Raw genomic sequence first — 18777 nt, forward strand, 5'->3', positions numbered from 1 at the left:
GAGCTTTTACTTTCCACTACTGCTTTGTGTTGTTGCTGTATGTAGCTAGAAGGCTCGTAGCAGGCTTGCAGGCGGTAAAAGTGCTGCGTGATACGTTCAAGAAGTGGCAGCAGTAGTACGTGTATCAGCTGGTTTGAACTTCTGTTCGCGTGGGTAATGCTTTTTGTTAACTTTGAAAGAAGGTGCACCGTAAGGTATTGCCTGGCGGTACGCGCCCATTTACTGCTCTTTATGTTCCTCAACACTATCCGGGGCTGGCTTCGGGTCTGTTTTCCGCTTAGTGTATTGGTCGTGGCTGGTGCCGGTCAGCTGGCGGCCCAATACAAACCAGTTCCTACAATCAGCAAACTGGCTCCCACAGTGCGGGCAACAGGTTCCGGCCAGCAAACTGCGCGCGTGAGCGTCACAAACCGGACTGCATTTGTGGAATGGATGCGCCAGACGTTGCCGGGCGTGCGGGTACAGCCTGAACCTGGCCAACCAGAACTGGCGCTGGTTGTGGGAGCAACTAAAGCGCAACTAGAAGTGTTGCTGGCTTCGCCTTTAGTGCAATTTGTGGATGTGCCCAACCGGCCTGCCCACGAAGAGCGGCGCCTAGACCGGGCCAATCCAGTGGTGAACGGGGTGGCGGCGGTGCACCAGTACTACCCGGGCCTCACGGGGCAAGGCCTAACGGTTTCAGTGAAAGAAAACCTGCTTGACCCCACTGATATCGACTTCAAAGGCCGCTTGGTTGACGTAACAGCTTCCTCGGCGCCGGTATCGGAACATGCGTCCGTTATGGCAACGCTTATTGCCGGAGGCGGCAACTCAGCTCGCAGCGGTAAAGGCGTTGCTTGGCAAGCCCGCATCACTCCCGCCGACTACGCCAACCTGCTGCCCGACAACCTAACCGACCTGAACCGGCGCGGTGTAAGCGTGCAGAACCACTCCTACGGTACCGGCATCGAAAACTACTACGGCCTTGAGTCCCGCGCCTACGATGCCCAGGCCCGGCAGAACCCCGCGCTGCTGCACGTATTTTCTTCGGGCAATTCGGGTAACCTAGCTCCTGATACCGGACGGTACGAGGGCCTAAGCGCAGTGGCCAACCTGACTGGACAATTCAAGATGTCGAAGAACACGCTGAGCGTGGGCGCTACCAATGCGCAGGGTGAAGTAGCGCCGCTCAGCTCCCGTGGTCCTGCCTATGATGGCCGCGTGAAACCTGAGCTGGTGGCTTTCGGTGACGATGGATCTTCCGACGCAGCCGCGTTGGTTTCGGGCATCAGCTTGCTGGCCCAGCAAGCCTACCGCGACCTGAACGGCGGCGCGTTGCCACCTAGTTCATTGGTGAAAGCCGCCCTGCTTAACAGCGCCGATGATACTGGCCGCCCCGAAGTGGATTTCGACTCGGGCTTCGGGCAGGTTGATGCACTGGGTACCGTGCGCACAGTGCTGAACGGGCGCTACCGAACTGGTACAATAGGGCAGGGGCAAACGGAACGGTTTCAGCTAATTCCGCCACCAGGTGCTCGGAAACTCAAAGTCACGCTTACTTGGACCGATCCTGAAGCCATAGCCAATGCCTCGCAGGCTTTAGTCAATGATTTGGATTTAGAAGTAGTAGCATTGAATTTTGGCCGTGACGTTCAGTACTTGCCTTGGACGCTAAGCTCCTATCCAAACCTGGATTCGTTGGCTTTACCCGCGCGTCGGCGTCCTGATCATCTTAATAATGTCGAGCAGGTAACACTAACGGGTGTAGTGCAGGACTATTACATGATAGTTATTCGCGGCTTCAACGTAACGGCAGGGCCGCAGACGTTTAGCGTGGCGTATGAGTTTGAGCGGGAGTTTGACTGGCTGAATCCGCTAAAAACCCGCAGCTTGCAGGTAGGTGCTACCGAGCAGATTGCCTGGCAATGGGCCGGACCTGCCACCACTGCCCGCCTGGAGTATAAGCCCTTCGATGCCGCTGGCTGGCAGATTATCAACCCTAACCTTGACCTAAGCCAGCGCAACTACGCGTGGCAGGTGCCCAACATAGCCGCTCCGGTGCAGCTTCGCTTGGTTACGCCCGATACTACCTACGTATCCGATACCGTAGCAGTGGCGCGGGAACTGGCCTTGCAGGTAGGGTACGCCTGTCCCGAGGAAGGGCTGCTGTACTGGAACCGAGTGCCGGGTGCCACCGGCTACCAGATATATCGGCTGGGTGCCACTCACCTGCAACCGTTTCAGCTCACCACTGATACCACCTTGGTGCTTTCCAAAACGCAGCAGGATGTAAGCAGTTATTACGCCGTAGAGCCTGTGCTTGGGCCAGTGCGCGGCACGCGCAGCATCACTCTCGACTTAGCTAATACGGGCCTCAACTGCTATATCCGCTCATTTGTGCCGCGCCAACTGGTTGCTGATACAGTGAAGCTGCAATTAGAATTGGGCAGCCTGTTTCGGCTACAGTCGGTGGAGTTGCAGCGCCGGGAATTAGGTGAATTCCGAACCATTCAAACCATCCGCGCGGGCATTGCACTCAGCACCAAATTTACGGACCTCGCAGCTGCGCCAGGCCTCAACGAGTACCAGGTGAAGTTACAAGATATCAGTGGGCGCGTTTTCTACAGCCAAGTGGAAAGTGCGTATTTGGTGCGCCGCAATGAGTTATTGGTATTCCCGGTGCCGGTGGCGGTGGGGGAACCATTACGGGTAGTTGGTGAGCCAGGCGAGTCGTTGCAACTGTATCTCTTCGACAGCTTGGGCCGGCTGGTGCGCAAAACCACCGTAACAGGAACCATCAACGAATTTGACACCAAAGGCCTACGTTCGGGTATGTACTTGCTGCGCGCCCGCACCAGTAACGGGGCCAGCATTACGCGCCGGGTAGTACTGCGCTAGCGGGCAGGGTATAGATAAATTGATATAGCATTGCCCTGTTTGCCGCAGCGAGGATGCGGTGCCTGCATCTGTAATGGCGCTAGCATAAAAAAGCCCCCTGACCGTATGCGTGGTCAGGGGGCTTTTAACTTAAGCTACTGGCTATACCTTAGTATAGATAGTTGAGCGCCGTTCTATCATTGGAGTTGAAGGGACGGTTAGCACCCGAGCCAATGCAGGCCAGCATCCAAGAGTTAGGATCGTTGCCAGTGGGAGTGCCTGGGATGTAAACGGCGCCTACCGTGCTAGCACCTTCGTTTACTGCCGAGCCACCGCAGCTATACTGCCGGCCCGCGTAGTCGGTGTGGCGGAAGCCGATGCAATGCCCTACTTCGTGCGCCAAAATGGTAGCAATGTACGTGGAGGCATTGGCCGTGCCGATGGCCCCCGAGTTGACTAACACTTGGTTGTAAGGGTTGCCACCGGAAGGGAAGCCTGCTGAGGCCAAGTAGCCGGCACCAGATGGCGCCGCCGACAGCACAATGTTGCCGCCCGAGGTAACACGCGAAAAACGCAGCCGCAGGTTTTCGGCATTGTAGCGCCGAATCAGCTCGTCGGTAGCCGTGATGTACGCGGATGGCAAGCTGGTGGAAACACGGATAGTAATGGTGCGGGTGCCGCTGCTGGTGTTTACCAGGTTGGTAGTACGGTACTGCTCTTCCTGGCCGACGCGCAACATCGAGTACTCCGGCTGGCTGGTGAGCATCTCATTAGTTAACAGAATATCGCCTTCCACCAATACTCCTCCTTCTACCACAGTAGCTTCTGTAGTGCTAAAGCCTAGAGCACGAACTTGGGTGAGAGTTTCTTCTGATATTTCACTTTTTGCAACTACGTCTTCTTTCTTTTCGCAAGAAGAAATTGCGAAGGCAGTACCAACTACTAACGCAAGCGGAGTGAATAAACGGGTAATTTTCATGGTGAAGGTTGGTTTGGTTGTGGAAAGGAAGAACAGAATATGGTGAGGAAATAGATGAATTTTGCTGATATGTCAATGTATGGCCATAGTAATTAACATAATTATACACAAATGCTGTTTTTATTGAAATTATATGATTTGATTATAAAATATGGTTTTTAGATTAAGATGAAGGTGAAATGAAGAATAGATGCTGTGTTAGTATAATATAATTCAGCGAATTGAAATCGGTAATATATGATTAGCCATATAATTAAATTGTTGTTCTTAATCGTCTAGCATCTTTGCTCTTATCATAGCTAGGTGCTGAAAATCAACAGTATCTGCTAAGCTGTGCTTGTCAAAATTCGATTAGTAGCTAATAGCTTTAAGCGTTATCTGTCTGTTCGATTTCTGTGTGAGTTTTTGTTTGCTTGCTACTTTCAGTGTGGCTGCCGTTTGGTAGTGCCAAGGCCTAGTCCACTGATACCATTCCCGGTACAGTCATCAGGGTAGCTACTCCGGCGGATATAGTGGCCACCAAAAGCTCCAACGCAACAGGTACTGCGGTCCGGTTCCGGTATCCGACCAGGGTGCCCACAACTGCGAATAAGACCCTAGAGGTAAACTAAGCCGCTGATTCGGTGGTGCGGAAAGTGACTGCCATTGGTGAGGCTACTATGCTGGCTGGTGCGCCGTTAGGCTTTGAACACTAAGACGAAACTGCACTTATAGGTGCGTTTCAATAGCCCATTCGGGGTAGGGGCGGGGCTCTGGGGAATGGTGTGCGTCGCCGATAGCCAAAGCCAGGTTATTCGGGTGGTACGGTAGGAAAACCGACTTTATTTCCTGACCTAGCCCCTGCTCCTGAAGGGCGAAACGGGTGTTCGGGCCCCGCTTCCGAATTCTGTATCTTTGTAAAAACCGGTTTTCCGCGGCGTCCGGCGCTGCTTCACTATATAAATATTCCCACCAGTGGCTTGTTCCTCCTGTTCTTCCGGCGGTAGCTGCTCTACCACTACCTCGGGCTGCGGCTCGAAGGGTAGCTGTAGCAGCGGCTGCACCCGCCTCAACGTATTCGACTGGCTCCAGGACCTGGATACGCCCAGCGACTTCAAAGGCTTCGACATAGTTGAAATCCGCTTTAAAGGCGGCCGTAAAGACTTCTACCGCAACACCCACCACCTGCCCCTCGTCACTGGCGACGCCGTAGTGGTGGAGGCTGGCGGCAATGGCTGGCACTTAGGCCACGTTTCGCTGAAAGGCGAATTGGTGCGCCTCCAGATGAAAAAGAAAAAGGTGCCCCTAGATTCCAAGGACATCCACAACATCCTGCGGGTAGCCACCGAGCAGGACACCGAGCGGTGGAATGCCGTGCGCGACCTGGAAACCGGCACCATGTTCCGGGCCCGCACCGTGGTTGACGAGTTGCGCTTGCGCATGAAGCTCTCCGACGTGGAGTACCAGGCTGACCGCACCCGCGCTACCTTCTTCTATTCGGCCGAGGACCGGGTTGATTTTCGGGACCTAATCAAGCGCCTCGCCGATGAGTTTCGGGTGCGGGTGGAAATGCGCCAGATTTCGTTGCGCCACGAGGCCGGCCGCTTGGGTGGTATTGGCGTGTGTGGGCGTGAGTTGTGCTGCTCCACCTGGCTCACCGATTTCAAGAGCGTGAGCACCACCGCGGCCCGCTACCAGAACTTGAGCCTCAACCCGGCCAAGCTGTCGGGGCAGTGTGGGCGCCTCAAGTGCTGCCTCAACTACGAGCTGGACACCTACCTCGACGCCCTCAAAGACATTCCGCAAGTGCAGCGCCCGCTCCAAACCGAGAAAGGCGACTACACGCTGCAAAAAACCGACATCTTCAAGCGCAAAATGTGGTTTGCGGTGCGCGGCGACAACAACTGGGTGGTGCTGCCCGTGGAGCGCGTGCGCGAAGTGCTGGACATGAACAAGCGTGGCGAAAAGCCCGACACGCTGCTGGTACCCGTGCGCGAAGAAGAAAAAGCGCCCGAAGTAACGGCCATTGTAGAAGGCTCACTGGAGCGCCTCGATGATAAGATTCAAGCCAGCAAGCGGAGCAAGCGCGGCAAGAAGAAAGGTAAGCCTGAAGACGTAGTAGCCGCCGCGCCACGCCCAACCAGTGGCCGCCCTGTTGCTCCGAGCCGGGGTGCTGCTCCTGCACGCCCTACTACCGTGCCAGAGCCCGTTGCCGAGTCGTCGGCCCCAGTACCGGAGCAACAGGGCGCCGCCGCTGGCACTGCTGGTGAGGAGCCCCGGCGCCCCCGCGGTGCCGCTGCCCGCCCCCTCAACCGCCGCAACAACCGCAACCGTTCCGGTAATTCCAACTCAGCCGATGGCACGCGCCCAGAAGGCTCGTCGCGCAACGCTGACGGCCGCCGCAATGCCCCTGCCGACGGCACCAAGCCCGACGGCAACTCGGAAAGTCGGCCGCCGCGTAGTGGCGAAAGACGAGGTGGCCGGGGAGCATCGGCTTCCGGCGAAGGTGGCGAAAACCGCCCCAGCAGTACCGAAGGTGGCAACCGGCCTCCACGGGAAGGTGGTCGCTCGGGCCGCCGCGGTGGCGGCCGCCGCCCCGAAGGTGGTGCCGCTTCCGCGCCTTCTGCTTCTCCTGCTTCCTGATTCTGTTTCCTGTTTATGCTAAAGTTGTTTCGTGTGCTTCCGGCCTTCGGGTTGAGCCTGACGCTCCTGCTGACTGCCTGCGACCCGAGCCAGGTGTATGAGAAAAACGTCGATTTCGACAACTATACCTGGTCGGTGCGGCAGAAGCCGGCTTTCACCTTTGATATTGCCGATACCACCCAGCGCTACGATGTGTACTTCAACATTCGTAACGCTTCGGCTTACGGCTACTACAACCTGTATCTGAAGCATACGCTCACCGATCCGGCCAACAAGCAGGTGTCGCAACTGCTTCACCAGATGATTCTGATGGACCCGCAAACCGGCGAGCCACGCGGCAAAGGCACCGGCGACATCTACGACCACCAGTTTCTGGCCCTGCCCAATCAGCAGTTCCACCAAACTGGTACCTACAAAATTGTGCTGGAGCAGTATATGCGCCAGGCTCAGCTACCCGGCCTGATGGCTGTGGGGGTGCGAGTGTCCAAAGCCAAACCCGCCACTCCCTAAGGTGCTACTCCGGTATCTTTTCAAAAAAGCAAAAACGCCCTGGTTGTATAACCGGGGCGTTTTTTGTTGAAGCAATGCCTAAGGAGAACCGCAAAGGCGGCTAGCAACGGCCACCAGTTGGCACCCGAGAGTAGCTATACCGCAATACGCTCAACTTTAACTGCATTGAGGCCTTTTTTGCCTTCGATAACATCAAACGAAACCCGGTCATTCTCACGGATTTCGTGGATAAGGCCGGTCTGGTGCACGAAAATATCTTGGCTGTTTTCGTCCTGAATAATGAAGCCGAACCCTTTTGCTTCATTGTAGAACTTTACTTTACCGGTTTTCATAATACTACTAAGGTTGATTTGGAAGAGGAAAAGGAAGTGAAAAAGATGCAGGTAAATCTAAGGGGTATTTTGAACTCGCCCAACTCAAAAGTGCCAAATCCAACCCCGACCCCTACGGAAGCGTAGCAGTAGCTACCTGGCCCGGCCTCCCTGCGTGGCTAACTGCCGTTGTTCTACCATTGCTTTTCTGTCCTATGGAACCTTCCACCACGCCCAACCCAAGTCCCGAGCAAACTGCCACTGGTAACGCGCTGCCCTCGGCCCACACCGAGCCCCACGAAGTGCCCGGCAGCGACGCCAGCAACAGCGTCACCGACTCCTTTGCCGATGAAGACCGGCGCGACAACCAACTGGCCAACCCCGGCCGCGGCGAGTTTGGCGCTCACGGCCCCGGCCATACGCAAGGCGGTTTCGGCAACCAGTTCCGCGGCGACGAGGTGTACGGCGGCCAGGTAGTGCCCGCCGAGGCCACTCGGGGCGGCTACGCGGGTGGCACAACCGAAAACAACACTGGCTCGGCAGAAAGTACTCCCACCAACCAGAGTTCTAGCACCTTTGGTACCCAGCCCGGCACGCCAGTAGAGGGCTCGGCTGTTTCTCCTGACTATGGCAACGACAACAACGCGCCGCAGCACTTGAGTGGTGGCTACAGCGAAGACTACGGCCGTTCCTCGCTGGGCGGTACCAGCAATGCCGGCGCCAACCTAACCGGCCAGCGCAACCAAGTGGAAGACGAATACCTGCCCGCCGATAGCAAAGAAGAAGCTACGTCGCCGGGCGGTTTTCAGGCCGATCCAGCGCCGGTACCCAACCAGCCCGCTGTGGCCGGCGCCAACGAGCACACCAAGCCCGACGCTGCCCGCGAAGCCGACGAGTCGCGCACGGGCTACGTGCGTACCGAAGGCGAGCATAGCGAACAAGGCAATACCGGCGCGGGCATCGGTAGCAAAGGCGGTTCCTACAACGACCCCAATGGCCCCAAAGGCGACGCGCCCGGCCAAACTGGTCCCCAAAATACCGAACCGAAAGCGCAATAAGCAGCGCAACAAGTCAGCGGGCCGCCGTGTCTCGGAAGCATCCGAAATACGGCGGCCTTGCTGTTGCTGCACTTTACTGCCCTTTAGGTTTTTTGCGGGTAGCCTGGTAGATGCGACCTTTCTCGTTGCTGAACACGAAGTTCTCGTTGTCGATAAAGGAAATGGCTTCGGTTTGGCCTGAACTTGGGATGGGCAGGCAGCTTTTGCGGCCGTCGAAGAGGCGGCGGCCGGGTTGGCGCTCTATCAGATACACGTGGCCGTAGCCGAGCAGGGCCACCGTGCGGCTGTCGGGGCTGAGGTCAGCGCCGGTTATCCAGGTGTTGATTTTGATACTATCGAGCAGGGTGGCTACGTGGTAGCCGGGGCGAGCGGGTACGCCGTACATCTTCACCCAGTTGCCTTTGCCGCGGTTTTTAGTGAACAGATACAGGCTATCCTGCCGGTAATAAAACGCCTCACAATCGAAGTTGCGCTCGTCTTTGCGCGGCGGAAATTCCTTTTGATCGGGGTAGCGAAACTGAATGGTGTCTACCTGATTAAAGTTCACCCCGCTGAGCCGGTAAATGGCTAGGTTGCGGCGCTTGTTCTGGTTGTTGCCGAAGTCGCCGATGTAGAGGTGGCCTTCGTCGTCGCGGGTTAAATCCTCCCAGTCGATGTTGACGAGTGGCAGCTTGAGCGTCTGCAACAAGTCGCCCTGCGGCGTAACCTTGTACAAACTGGCTGCTGTGCCCCCGTCGCCGTGGGTCCATAAGTCGCCTTGGTCATTGGCCAGCGCAAATCCCGAGCTTTCAATAAGAACCGTCTTCGATATCCGGCCAATCTGCCGCACTGCGTAGTCTTGCCGCACCTGCGAGAAGTCGCCCCGGCCACCGTCTGGCGCACACCCGCAGATAACCGATTGCAGGAACACCAACACAGGAAAGAGCTTATCGCGCAGTAAAAACAGCATTTCAGGGTGATTAAGTGAACTAGAACACCTGCCTTCGGCTTCCGGCAGTACCAGGCTAGGAGCACTGCTAGGGCGTTGCGCGCTGCAACAATACGCACGGCTGGCTCCTGATGCTACTACGCGAGAAAATAGGCGGGCTACTACTTGAGCACCAAGTATGGCTGAAGTTTCAAGTAAGTAGCCTCATCCAGCACCCGAATCTGGCGCAGGTCGGTGGGTTGGTGGAATGGGCCGTGCTGCTGCCGATACGCTACCAGCACGCGGGCCAGGCGCTTCCCCATGTACGGGTGGGCCTGCAACACCTCGAACGGCGCGTTGTTCACATCCAACATAGCTGGCGCAAAACCAGCGCGTACAAACGTGTACTTGCGCAAGCTGTCTACCAAGTCGGGCGCGTCACGCAGACTGTAGATTTCGCTGAGCTGCTCGGCCCGTAGGAAGCCGCCCAGCCGCTGCCGGTACTCCACTAACCGCCCCGACAGCCCGCGTCCAATCCCCCGAATCTGCATGAGCTGGGTGGTATCGGCGGCATTGAGGTCAAAGGGTTGGAGGTTGCGGGGCTTGCGGGCGAACTTGCTGGGCGCGGTGCCAGACTCCGTGCGCGCTGGGTAGGTGCTGTTTGCGGGGTAGCGGCTGGCGTAGGTGCGCGCCTCACGCGCCGGCAGTTGCTCGGGTAGCTGGATGTAGGGTGCCAGCCGGGCATAGGTAGTATCAGAAAGACCGTAGGCTTTACGGATTTGCTCTTTGGCACGAAAGCCGCCTACCACGTCGCGGTACTTTACCAGCCGCTTAGCCAACCACTCCGGCAGGCCCCGCGCCTGCCAGTCAGTAACCGCGAAGCTATTGGGGTTGAAAGGAGCCAGCGCCACCTGAGGTACCCGCGCCCGCGCCACATAAGTGCGGCGCGGGTAGCGGCTGTTGCTGGCGTAAGTGGGCCGTGCTTGCCGTTGAGCTGCCAGTTCCGCCGCCAACGCATCAAGCTGTTGCTGGTCGGTGGCGGGATTGTAGGTGGCCAGGCGTGGCCGCACCAACGGCGGAAGCACCAGCAACGCCACTAAAAGGCCAAGCAGCACAACAAAGCCAGATGTTTCGCGGCGCGAAAACCCGAAATAGCGGCGGAGCCAACGACTAGGCTTCATAATCGATAAGAAGATAGGTGGTATAGAAAGTAAAGCGTAGCTAATGGAACAGCAAAATAAGACGAGTTCAGCTTGCGGTTGTCGTGTGCCGGTCGGACCTCTTTTTCAGGCAGCCCGACCAAAGCATAATTCCTATTTCCTGATTTTCACGTCCACATCGTAGCGGTAGCGGGGCGGGCCGCCCAGCGGAATAGCAAAGAAGGGTAGCGCCACATCGTACTGGTCAGTGACGTAGAAGACCAGGTCATTGCCTTCTTTGGTAAGTGAAGTGAGACGCATATCCAAGGATAGGCCGTGCTCTTTGTCGCTGATGGGATGCACGCTGCGGGCCCACACGTTGTCTTGGCTGACGGCGGCGGGATGGCCGTTTTTGGCCACGCTGAAAATCTTGATGCTCACGTCGCCGTCCAGGTCGAAGTTGCTTTGCCGCACACTCACCACCCGGTCGTTCACGAAGGGGTAGAGGTGCGTGATGGCACGCTTGGTGGGTACCAACCGGAAGGCATATTCATAGGTGAAGGCGTTGCCGCCTTCCACGGCCACATTTTCAGTGGGGCTCGTGCTCAGGAAATAGCGGTATAGGTTGCCATCGTCGCCGGATTTGCCTTGGGCAATGAGCTTGAACACGTACCCCTCGAACTCCGGCACCAACTCGCCTTCCAGCGGATTGAGGGGCCCAAAGGTGTACCACTTGCCATCATACTTAGGGTCAACTCCAAACTTCACTTGCTTGAGCAGCGTACCCGACCGAAAATTGCCCTTGGGCTCGGTGGCGCGGGCATCGGGGCCGGAATGCGTGCCTACGCCGCCGTACAAACTGAACTCGGTGGTGGTGTTCCAGTTGAAGCGCTTCTCATCGAACTGCCCGCCGCAGTCGGGGTCGAACACGCGGATGTAGACCGGCTGCCGATTGGCTTTCGGAATCAGGAAAAAGAAGGTCTGGGTGAAGTCGTCGTCGCCCCAGCTTTTATCGGCCTGCGCCCCAAACGTAACCAGAGACGCAATATTTTCGCCGGGGTTTGGCACCGCTTGCGCCTGCGCGGGGCAGCGGCAGAGCAGTGTCAGAAACCCGCAGAGAAGAAAAAATCGGAACGCACGCATGACGGCAAGATACTTGGATTTTGCCAGCAAATACGGGGGTTTGCCGCAGTATAATTGCCGATGCCGGTTGCGGCCCGTATCATTACGTATGCGTTAGTCCGCGTCCTTATCTCCGTCCGTTCAGCATGAGTCCTTACTCCACCCATACCGCCGAGTTTTTCGATGGTCTGACCGCCGACCTAGCCACCCTGCGCGACATTACGCAGCGCCGGTTTCGGCCCCTCACCGACGACCAACTGAACCGGCGCCCCAGCCCCAGCAAGTGGAGTGTGGGGCAGTGCCTGGAGCATCTCAACATTGTGGGTGGCCACTACCTGCCCACCATTACGCGCAAGCTCAAGCAGGCCCAGGAACGCGGCACCAAGCCGGCCGCTACCGTGAAGCACGGCATCATTGGCACTAAAATGACGGAAGCCATGCGCACCCCGGCCAGCGAAAAGTCCACCACGGCGCCACAACGCTATGCGCCCAGCGGCTCCCGGCTGCCCCGCACGGTAGTAGAGGTTTTTCTGCGCCAGCTAGATGAGCTGGAAGGGTTGCTGCAACAGGCCCGCAAGGTGAATGCCAACGCCATCCGTATTCCAAACCCCATCATTCCGCTGCTCTGGCCGCGCCTCCCCGATGTGGTGGAGCTGCTGGTAGTGCACCTCAAGCGCCACGTAGCGCAAGCCGAAAAGGTGCTGGAAACCCGTGGCATCACGCCCGGCCAAACCGCTTAGGCCGCATAGCCATTAAGCTATTTCAATGAACGTCCCCGCTGGCTGACAGCAGGGACGTTTTCTGTTTTGCGGGAATAGCCCGCTGTTATTTTCAAGCCCACGTGTGGAATTTGCTGTAGGTCGGCATCTGAATTGTATCAACTTGCCACCCCATCCGTTTCTGTTGTATGCGCCCTTTCCTGTTTAGCTTACTCGCCCTGCTGATGCTATTTTCCGCTGGCTCCTCGCAGCCCACCCCGCCCGGCTCTGGTGGCCCCAGCGCCGCTACCTGGAAGAAAATCGACCAGCTGCTCACCAAAGACCAGACCGCCTCAGCCGCCAAACTGCTGGAACCCCTGTACCAGCAGGCCCGCCAGCGCCAGGACACGCCGGAGTACTTGCGGGCCTTGCTATATAAGCTGCGCCTGCTGGAAGCGAAGGAAGAGGATGCCGACGTGCAGGCCATTGCGCTGGTAGAAGTGGACCTGAAAACCGCGAAGTTTCCGGCCCGACCCATTTTGCACAGCCTGCTGGCTCAGCTCTACGCCAATTATTATCAGCAGCACCGTTACCAGCTCTACAACCGCACCACCCAGGCCGCGCCCGACCCCACCGACGCCAGCAGCACCGACCTGCGCACCTGGGACGCCGCTCGCCTCGGCAGCGCCGTTATCAGCCACTACCGCGCCTCATTGCAAGACGAGCCCCAGCGCCAGCAGCAACTGGAACTGGCGGCGCTGAGCTACGCCGTGCGCGGCGGCAACGCGGAAGGCCGGCAGTTACGCCCTACCCTCTACGACCTGTTGGCCCACCGCGCCATTGACGGCCTCGGCAACGATGAGTACTACGTCACTAAGCCCGCCGAGCAGTTCGAGCTGAAAGACGCGGCATTATTCGGGGCGGCTTTCGACTTCAGCCGTCTGAACCTAACCGCCCCCCAGGCCGACTCGCTGAACGGACAGTTCTGGGCGTTGCAAGCCTTACAGCAGCTCACCCGCTTCCGCCTTACCGACACCAAAAACTCGGCGGCGCTGGCTGATGTGGACCTCAAGCGCCTGCGCTTCGTGCACCAGCATAGCGAATTGCCAACCAAAGACGAGCTGTACCGCGCCGCGCTGGCTCAAGCCGCTGATACCTATAAAGCCTTACCCGCGTCCACCGAGTTTATAGCGGAACAGGCCGATAATCTGCGGGAAACCGACCCGGCGAAAGCACGAGAATTGGCTTTGGTAGCCGAAAAACTGTTTCCAAAGTCGCGTGGTGCCATGCAGGCGAAAGCGTTGCGGCAGGGTATTGAGCGGGTGGAAGTGAGCTTTACCACCGAAGAGGTAGTGCTGCCCAACCAGCCGTGGCTATTGAAGCTGAACGTGCGCAACGTGGCGCGGCTGTACGCCACGGCGTACCGGGTAAGTGCCGCCCAGGTGGTCCGGCGCCTGAACCGGGAAGACAACTACGACGAAAGCAACTTCCAGAAAACCTACGCCCGCGCCCTGACCGCCAAGCCCGCCGCCACCTGGACCCTAGAGGTGCCCAGCCCCGCCGACTACAAAGCCCATACCGTGCAGCAAGCCGGTCCGGCGCTGCCACTTGGCCACTACCTCGTCGTACTCAGCACTGCTGAAAACCCCACGAAAGAACGCGCTGGTGTAACCACTGCCTACGCTCAACTAAGTGTGAGTGAATTGAGTGCAGTGCAGCGCGGCGCGGCGCAACCGGGTGTGGAAGTACTGGCCCTGCACCGGCAGAGCGGGCAGCCCCTGGTCGACGTAAACGTGTTGCCCTACTTCCAGTACTACGACCAAGCTGCCCGCGCTTACAAACAGCGTCGCGGCGCCCCGGCCACTACCGCTACGGAAGGCACAACGCAGATTCCGTTGGGCGTAAAAACTGGCGACAACACCCAACTCCGGGCGCTGCTGCTCACCAAAGGCCGCGACTCGCTGCTGGTGGCGGCCAATGGCTACTACCCGCGCCGCAGCCGCACCTCTGAAGCCGAGCAACCCCAGCGCCGCACGTTCCTCTACACCGACCGCGCCATCTACCGCCCCGGCCAGATACTCTATTTCAAGGGAATCTTCACCGAAACCCGCGCCGGTAAATCGGAGCTGCTGACCAAACAGCCGGTATCGGTGCGGCTCCAGGACGTGAACGGCCAAACTGTACAGACGCTGCCCTTCACCACCTCCGACTTCGGAAGCTTCCACGGCTCCATTGTATTGCCCACCGGCTTGCTCAATGGTGAAATGAGCTTGCAAACCGATAACGGCAGCATCAGCTTCGCGGTAGAAGACTACAAGCGACCCACCTTTCAGGTAACGTTTGAGCCAGTGAAGGGTACGCCCGTACTGGGCCGGGAAGTGACCATGCGCGGCAAAGCTACCGCCTATGCCGGCCAGTCCATCGACGGGGCCACCGTGCAGTACCGTGTGGTGCGCCGCACGTTCTGGCCGTTTTTCGGGCGGGGCTACGGCAGCTACCTGCCTGGTCCGCGTGGAGGTCAGCCCGAAGTTGAAATCCTCAATGGCACCGCCCAAACCGATTCGGCGGGCGGCTTCGTGGTGAAATTCGTGGCCAAAGCAGAGGCCAGCCAAGCTAAGCGCGGCCCTTGGAACCCCGGCTACGTGTTCGAGGTAACCGCCGACGTGACGGATGCCGCCGGTGAAACCCGCACCGGCCAGCAGTCCGTCAGCCTCGGTACCAACGCCCTGACGCTACGCCTGGAAGTGCCCGAGCTACTCAACCGTGAAAAGCTGCCGGCGTTGCGGCTGCTCAGCACCAATGCCACTGGCGAAGCCCTGCCCGCCCGCGGCACGCTGCGCCTTTACCGCCTCGCGCCACCCGCCCGCGCGTTGCGCCCCCGCGCCTGGGACCGGCCCGCGCTGGAAGCTCTAAGCCGCGAAGAATTCAAGCGCCTGTTCCCGCTTGATGCCTACGGCTCCGAAGACAACGACAGCACCTGGGTTCGTACCCTCGTGCTCACCCAAGATTTCGATACCGAAAAAAGCCCGCTGCTGCCCGAAATAGCAAAGGCTCTGGCCAGCCAGCAACCCGGCCGCTACGTGCTGGAAGCTACGGCCGCCGCGCCGGCTGCCACGCCGCCCACCAAAACCGAGCAGGCGTTTACGCTCTTCTCCGCCACCGCCACCACGCTGCCCGTACCCACCCCCAATTGGTTTGTGAGTTTGCAAGACAGCGTGGTACCCGGCCAGCCAGCCCGTTTTCTAGTGGGCAGTTCCGAAGCCGGGGCGCGCCTGCTGCTGCAAGTAGAAGCCAAGGGCGAAACCTTGCGCCACGAGTGGCTGACGCTGCAAGCCGGTGAGCAACGCGTGCTAGAAGTGCCTACCACAGCCGCACTGGATGGCACGCAGCTGCACGCCCACGTTACGCAGGTGCGCGACAACCGCCTCTACACGCACAGTGCCACCGTGCAGGTAGCCATGCCGCTCGCGCCGCTGGTGCTCAGCATTGCTACCTTCCGCGACAAACTGCAACCCGGCCAGAAGGAAACCTGGCGCGTCACTGTCCACAACACCGCCGGCCAACCCGCCAACGCCGAGCTGCTGGCTTCGCTCTACGACAAGTCGCTGGACGTTTTTCGCTCGCATTCCTTCATGGAACTAGACTTCCCGAAGCCGTACTACCAAGCTGCGCTAGCCTGGAACGGGCAGTTTGGGACCAAGGAATCGAGTGAATTGATTAATGCCAGATATAATACTACGCAGATAATAGGCGTATTATATCCTCACATAAATTGGTGGAGATACTCACTTGGAGACGAGGAAAGTAGCAAAGACTATTTGCTGGAACGTAGCAAAATATCTACGGTAAAGTTTACAGCTCCTGTTGTCAAGGCTGATGAAGAGGTACGCAGTTATGCTATGATGGCCGACGCCGCTGCGCCACAGGTGGCCATGCGCAAGATGGTACCGCCACCACCTAATGCCCCACCCAGACCGGGGCAACTTGAAGAAATTCCTGATGAAGAAGTATTGCGGGATAGGGTTGATGCTGACCTCTCCAACGTGCAAGCTCGCAAAGACTTCCGCGAAACGGCCTTTTGGCTCCCTGATTTGCGCACCAACGCCAAAGGCGAAACCGTGCTGGAATTCCAGATGCCCGAAGCCGTGACGCGCTGGCAACTGCTGGCCCTGGCCCACGACCAGCAACTCCATACCGGCCTGATTCAGCGGGAACTGGTCACGCAAAAGAGCCTGCAAGTGACGCCCAATGCTCCGCGCTTCTTCCGGGAAGGCGACCAACTGCATTTCACCGCTAAGCTCAGTAACCTCACCGACCAGACCATCAGCGGCAACGCCCAACTGTTTCTCATCGATGCCCGCACCCAGCAGCCGCTCGACAGCAAGCTGCTAAAAAGCGCCGCGCAGCTACCTTTCAGTCTGAAAGCCAACCAAAGCAACGCTCTCGGCTGGGACCTCGCCATACCCGAAACCACCGAAGGCCAGGTGCCCCTGGAAGCCATAACCTACCGTGTGGTGGCCTCGGGGCAGTTGTCAGCTCCCAATGCCCGGTTGTCAGAGCAAGACAAGAAAGCGCAGCGCAAGCAACGCCGCCAGAACAAACTGGCAACCGGCAACTCGCAACTGGCAACGGTACAAGACGGCGAGGAAAACACGCTGCCAGTGCTGCCCAACCGCATACTAGTAACCGAAAGTTTGCCGCTACCGATTGTGGGACCGGCTACGCGTGAGTTCGAGCTAAGGAAGCTGACCAGCACTACGTCGGCTACACGCCGCAACTACTCGCTCACGCTGGAAATGACGCAGAACCCCGCGTGGTACGCCGTGCAGGCGCTGCCGTATTTGATGGAGTACCCATACGAATGCTCTGAGCAGGTATTCAGCCGCCTCTACGCTAACTTGCTGGCAGCTAAAATCCTGCAAAGCAACCCGCAACTCCGTACTACGCTGGAAGAGTGGAAGCGCGCCGCCCAGTCCGGGGATAAAGCCGCGCTGAGTAGCAAGCTAGAGCAGAACCAGGAACTGAAAAACCTGTTGCTGCAGGAAACACCGTGGGTGCGCGATGCGCAAAGCGAAACCGAGCGGATGCGCCGCCTGACCGAGCTGTTCGATGGCCCGCGCCTGCAAGCGGAAACCACTCGCGCCCTTGCCAAGCTGGCCAACATGCAGCAGCCCGACGGGGCCTTCCCGTGGTTTGAACGGATGCCCGACGACCGGTACATCACCCAGCTCATTGTGGCCGGATTTGGCAAGCTGCAAAAGCTGGGTGCACTGGATGTCAAGCAAAACGGCCAAGCCCAGGACATCCTGCAAAAGGCCCTGACCTACCTGGATACCCAACTTCAGCGCGACTACGACCAGCTACGCAAACAACCCAAAGTCAATCTGAAGGCGCAGCATCTGTTGGATATTCAAGTGCAGGCGCTGTACGCCCGCAGCTTCTGGGTGAACCAAGCGGTTCCGAAGGCCGCCCAACCAGCGCTGGCGTACTATCAGCAGCAGGCCGCCACCTATTGGAAAGAGCAAACCCGCTACCTCCAGGCCCAGACTGCACTGGCGCTATACCGCCAGAAAGTGCAGCCCGCCGCCGTGAAAAACATTCTCACGGCCCTCTCCGAAAACGCCCTGCACTCGCCCGAGCTAGGCATGTATTGGAAGGAAGTGCGCGGCGGTTACTACTGGCGCGAAGCCCCCACCGAAACCCAGGCCACCCTCATCGAGGCCTTCGACGAGGTGCAGAACAATCAGAAAGCCGTGGATGAAATGAAGCTGTGGCTGCTCAAGCAAAAGCAAACCCAGAACTGGGAAAGCACCCGCGCCACCGCCGACGCTTGCTACGCCCTGCTGCTGCGCGGCTCTAGCTGGCTGGCGGCCCCTAAGCCGCTACAAGTCACGGTAGGAGGTCAATCAGTGGTGCCAACCAAGCAACAAGCCGGTACCGGCTACTTTAAAACCACCTGGCCCGCCGCCGAAATTAAGCCCGCCCAGGGCAAGGTGACGGTAACTAAAACCGATGCAGGCGTAGCCTGGGGGGCGTTGTACTGGCAGTATTTCGAGCAACTGGACAAGATTACGCCCGCCGCCACGCCCTTGCAGCTAGAGCGCCAGCTCTACCGCGAAGTGCGCACCACCGGCGGCCCCACGCTGGAGCGCCTCACTGCCACCACGCCCCTGCGCGTTGGCGACGTGCTGGTAGTGCGCCTCGTGCTCCGCTCGGATAGGGACCTGGAGTACGTGCACCTCAAAGACCAGCGTGCCGCCGGTCTGGAACTTATCGGCCAGACGTCCGGCTACCGCTACCAGAGCGGCTTGGGCTACTATGAGAGTCCTCGTGACGCGGCTACCAACTTTTTCATCAGTTACTTCCCCAAAGGCACCCACACCTTTGAGTACCGCCTGCGGGCGGCGCAGGCCGGCGACTTTTCGGGCGGCCTCAGTCAGATACAGTGCCTATATGCCCCCGAATTTACGGCCCACTCGGCGGGTACGCGGGTGCAGATTGCCGGGCAGCAGTAGCCGGCAACAGGAGAGGGATGCGGCGGTTTTGGAAGCCGGCGTATCTCTCTCCTGCTGCCG

Annotated in this window: 11 protein-coding genes; 6 read left to right on the top strand and 5 right to left on the bottom strand. The window is 58.6% G+C overall.

The genetic code is table 11. The annotated features are described in order from the left end of the window. Positions 1-231 precede the first annotated feature (231 nt). Complete coding sequence (locus G536_RS0104005; protein WP_022822292.1) at positions 232-2877, top strand: S8 family serine peptidase; 2646 nt, start codon at positions 232-234, stop codon at positions 2875-2877. Positions 2878-3025: 148 nt separating this feature from the next. Here the strand turns inward: G536_RS0104005 and G536_RS0104010 are convergent, their stop codons facing one another. Next, complete coding sequence (locus G536_RS0104010; RefSeq protein WP_245575748.1) at positions 3026-3673, bottom strand: M57 family metalloprotease; 648 nt, start codon at positions 3671-3673, stop codon at positions 3026-3028. 1116 nt (positions 3674-4789) lie between these two features. Between G536_RS0104010 and G536_RS26165 the strand changes: the two genes are divergently transcribed. Both G536_RS26165 and G536_RS0104020 read left to right on the top strand, forming a co-directional pair. Beyond that, a complete protein-coding gene (locus tag G536_RS26165; protein ID WP_022822294.1) occupies positions 4790-6457 on the top strand; it encodes a PSP1 domain-containing protein in 1668 nt (555 codons plus the stop codon). A 15-nt stretch (positions 6458-6472) separates the two neighbouring features. Then, positions 6473-6967 (top strand): gliding motility lipoprotein GldH, encoded by a 495-nt coding sequence (locus G536_RS0104020; protein ID WP_022822295.1) that lies wholly within the window; start codon positions 6473-6475, stop codon positions 6965-6967. Between the two features lie 134 nt (positions 6968-7101). Here the strand turns inward: G536_RS0104020 and G536_RS0104025 are convergent, their stop codons facing one another. Then, positions 7102-7299, bottom strand: coding sequence for a cold-shock protein (locus tag G536_RS0104025; protein WP_022822296.1), 198 nt, complete (start codon positions 7297-7299; stop codon positions 7102-7104). Positions 7300-7493: 194 nt separating this feature from the next. Here G536_RS0104025 and G536_RS0104030 point away from each other — a divergent pair, with 194 nt between their 5' ends. Beyond that, complete coding sequence (locus G536_RS0104030; protein WP_022822297.1) at positions 7494-8336, top strand: hypothetical protein; 843 nt, start codon at positions 7494-7496, stop codon at positions 8334-8336. A 73-nt stretch (positions 8337-8409) separates the two neighbouring features. Here the strand turns inward: G536_RS0104030 and G536_RS0104035 are convergent, their stop codons facing one another. The 3 genes from G536_RS0104035 to G536_RS0104045 form a co-directional block, all read right to left on the bottom strand. Next, a complete protein-coding gene (locus tag G536_RS0104035) occupies positions 8410-9285 on the bottom strand; it encodes a hypothetical protein (protein WP_022822298.1) in 876 nt (291 codons plus the stop codon). A 140-nt stretch (positions 9286-9425) separates the two neighbouring features. Next, a complete protein-coding gene (locus tag G536_RS0104040) occupies positions 9426-10424 on the bottom strand; it encodes a ComEA family DNA-binding protein (RefSeq protein ID WP_022822299.1) in 999 nt (332 codons plus the stop codon). Positions 10425-10556: 132 nt separating this feature from the next. Beyond that, on the bottom strand, positions 10557-11525 hold the full coding sequence (locus tag G536_RS0104045) for a hypothetical protein (RefSeq protein ID WP_022822300.1): 969 nt from the start codon (positions 11523-11525) through the stop codon (positions 10557-10559). Between the two features lie 125 nt (positions 11526-11650). Here G536_RS0104045 and G536_RS0104050 point away from each other — a divergent pair, with 125 nt between their 5' ends. Continuing rightward, entirely contained in the window at positions 11651-12244 is a 594-nt protein-coding gene (locus G536_RS0104050; protein ID WP_022822301.1) for a DinB family protein, read from the top strand. Positions 12245-12411: 167 nt separating this feature from the next. Beyond that, the gene (locus G536_RS0104055) at positions 12412-18717 is read left to right on the top strand and encodes an alpha-2-macroglobulin family protein (RefSeq protein WP_022822302.1); all 6306 of its coding nucleotides are present in this window, start codon (positions 12412-12414) and stop codon (positions 18715-18717) included. The last annotated feature ends 60 nt before the right edge of the window (positions 18718-18777 follow it).

The sequence above is a fragment of the Hymenobacter norwichensis DSM 15439 genome (assembly GCF_000420705.1).
GTDB lineage: Bacteria > Bacteroidota > Bacteroidia > Cytophagales > Hymenobacteraceae > Hymenobacter > Hymenobacter norwichensis.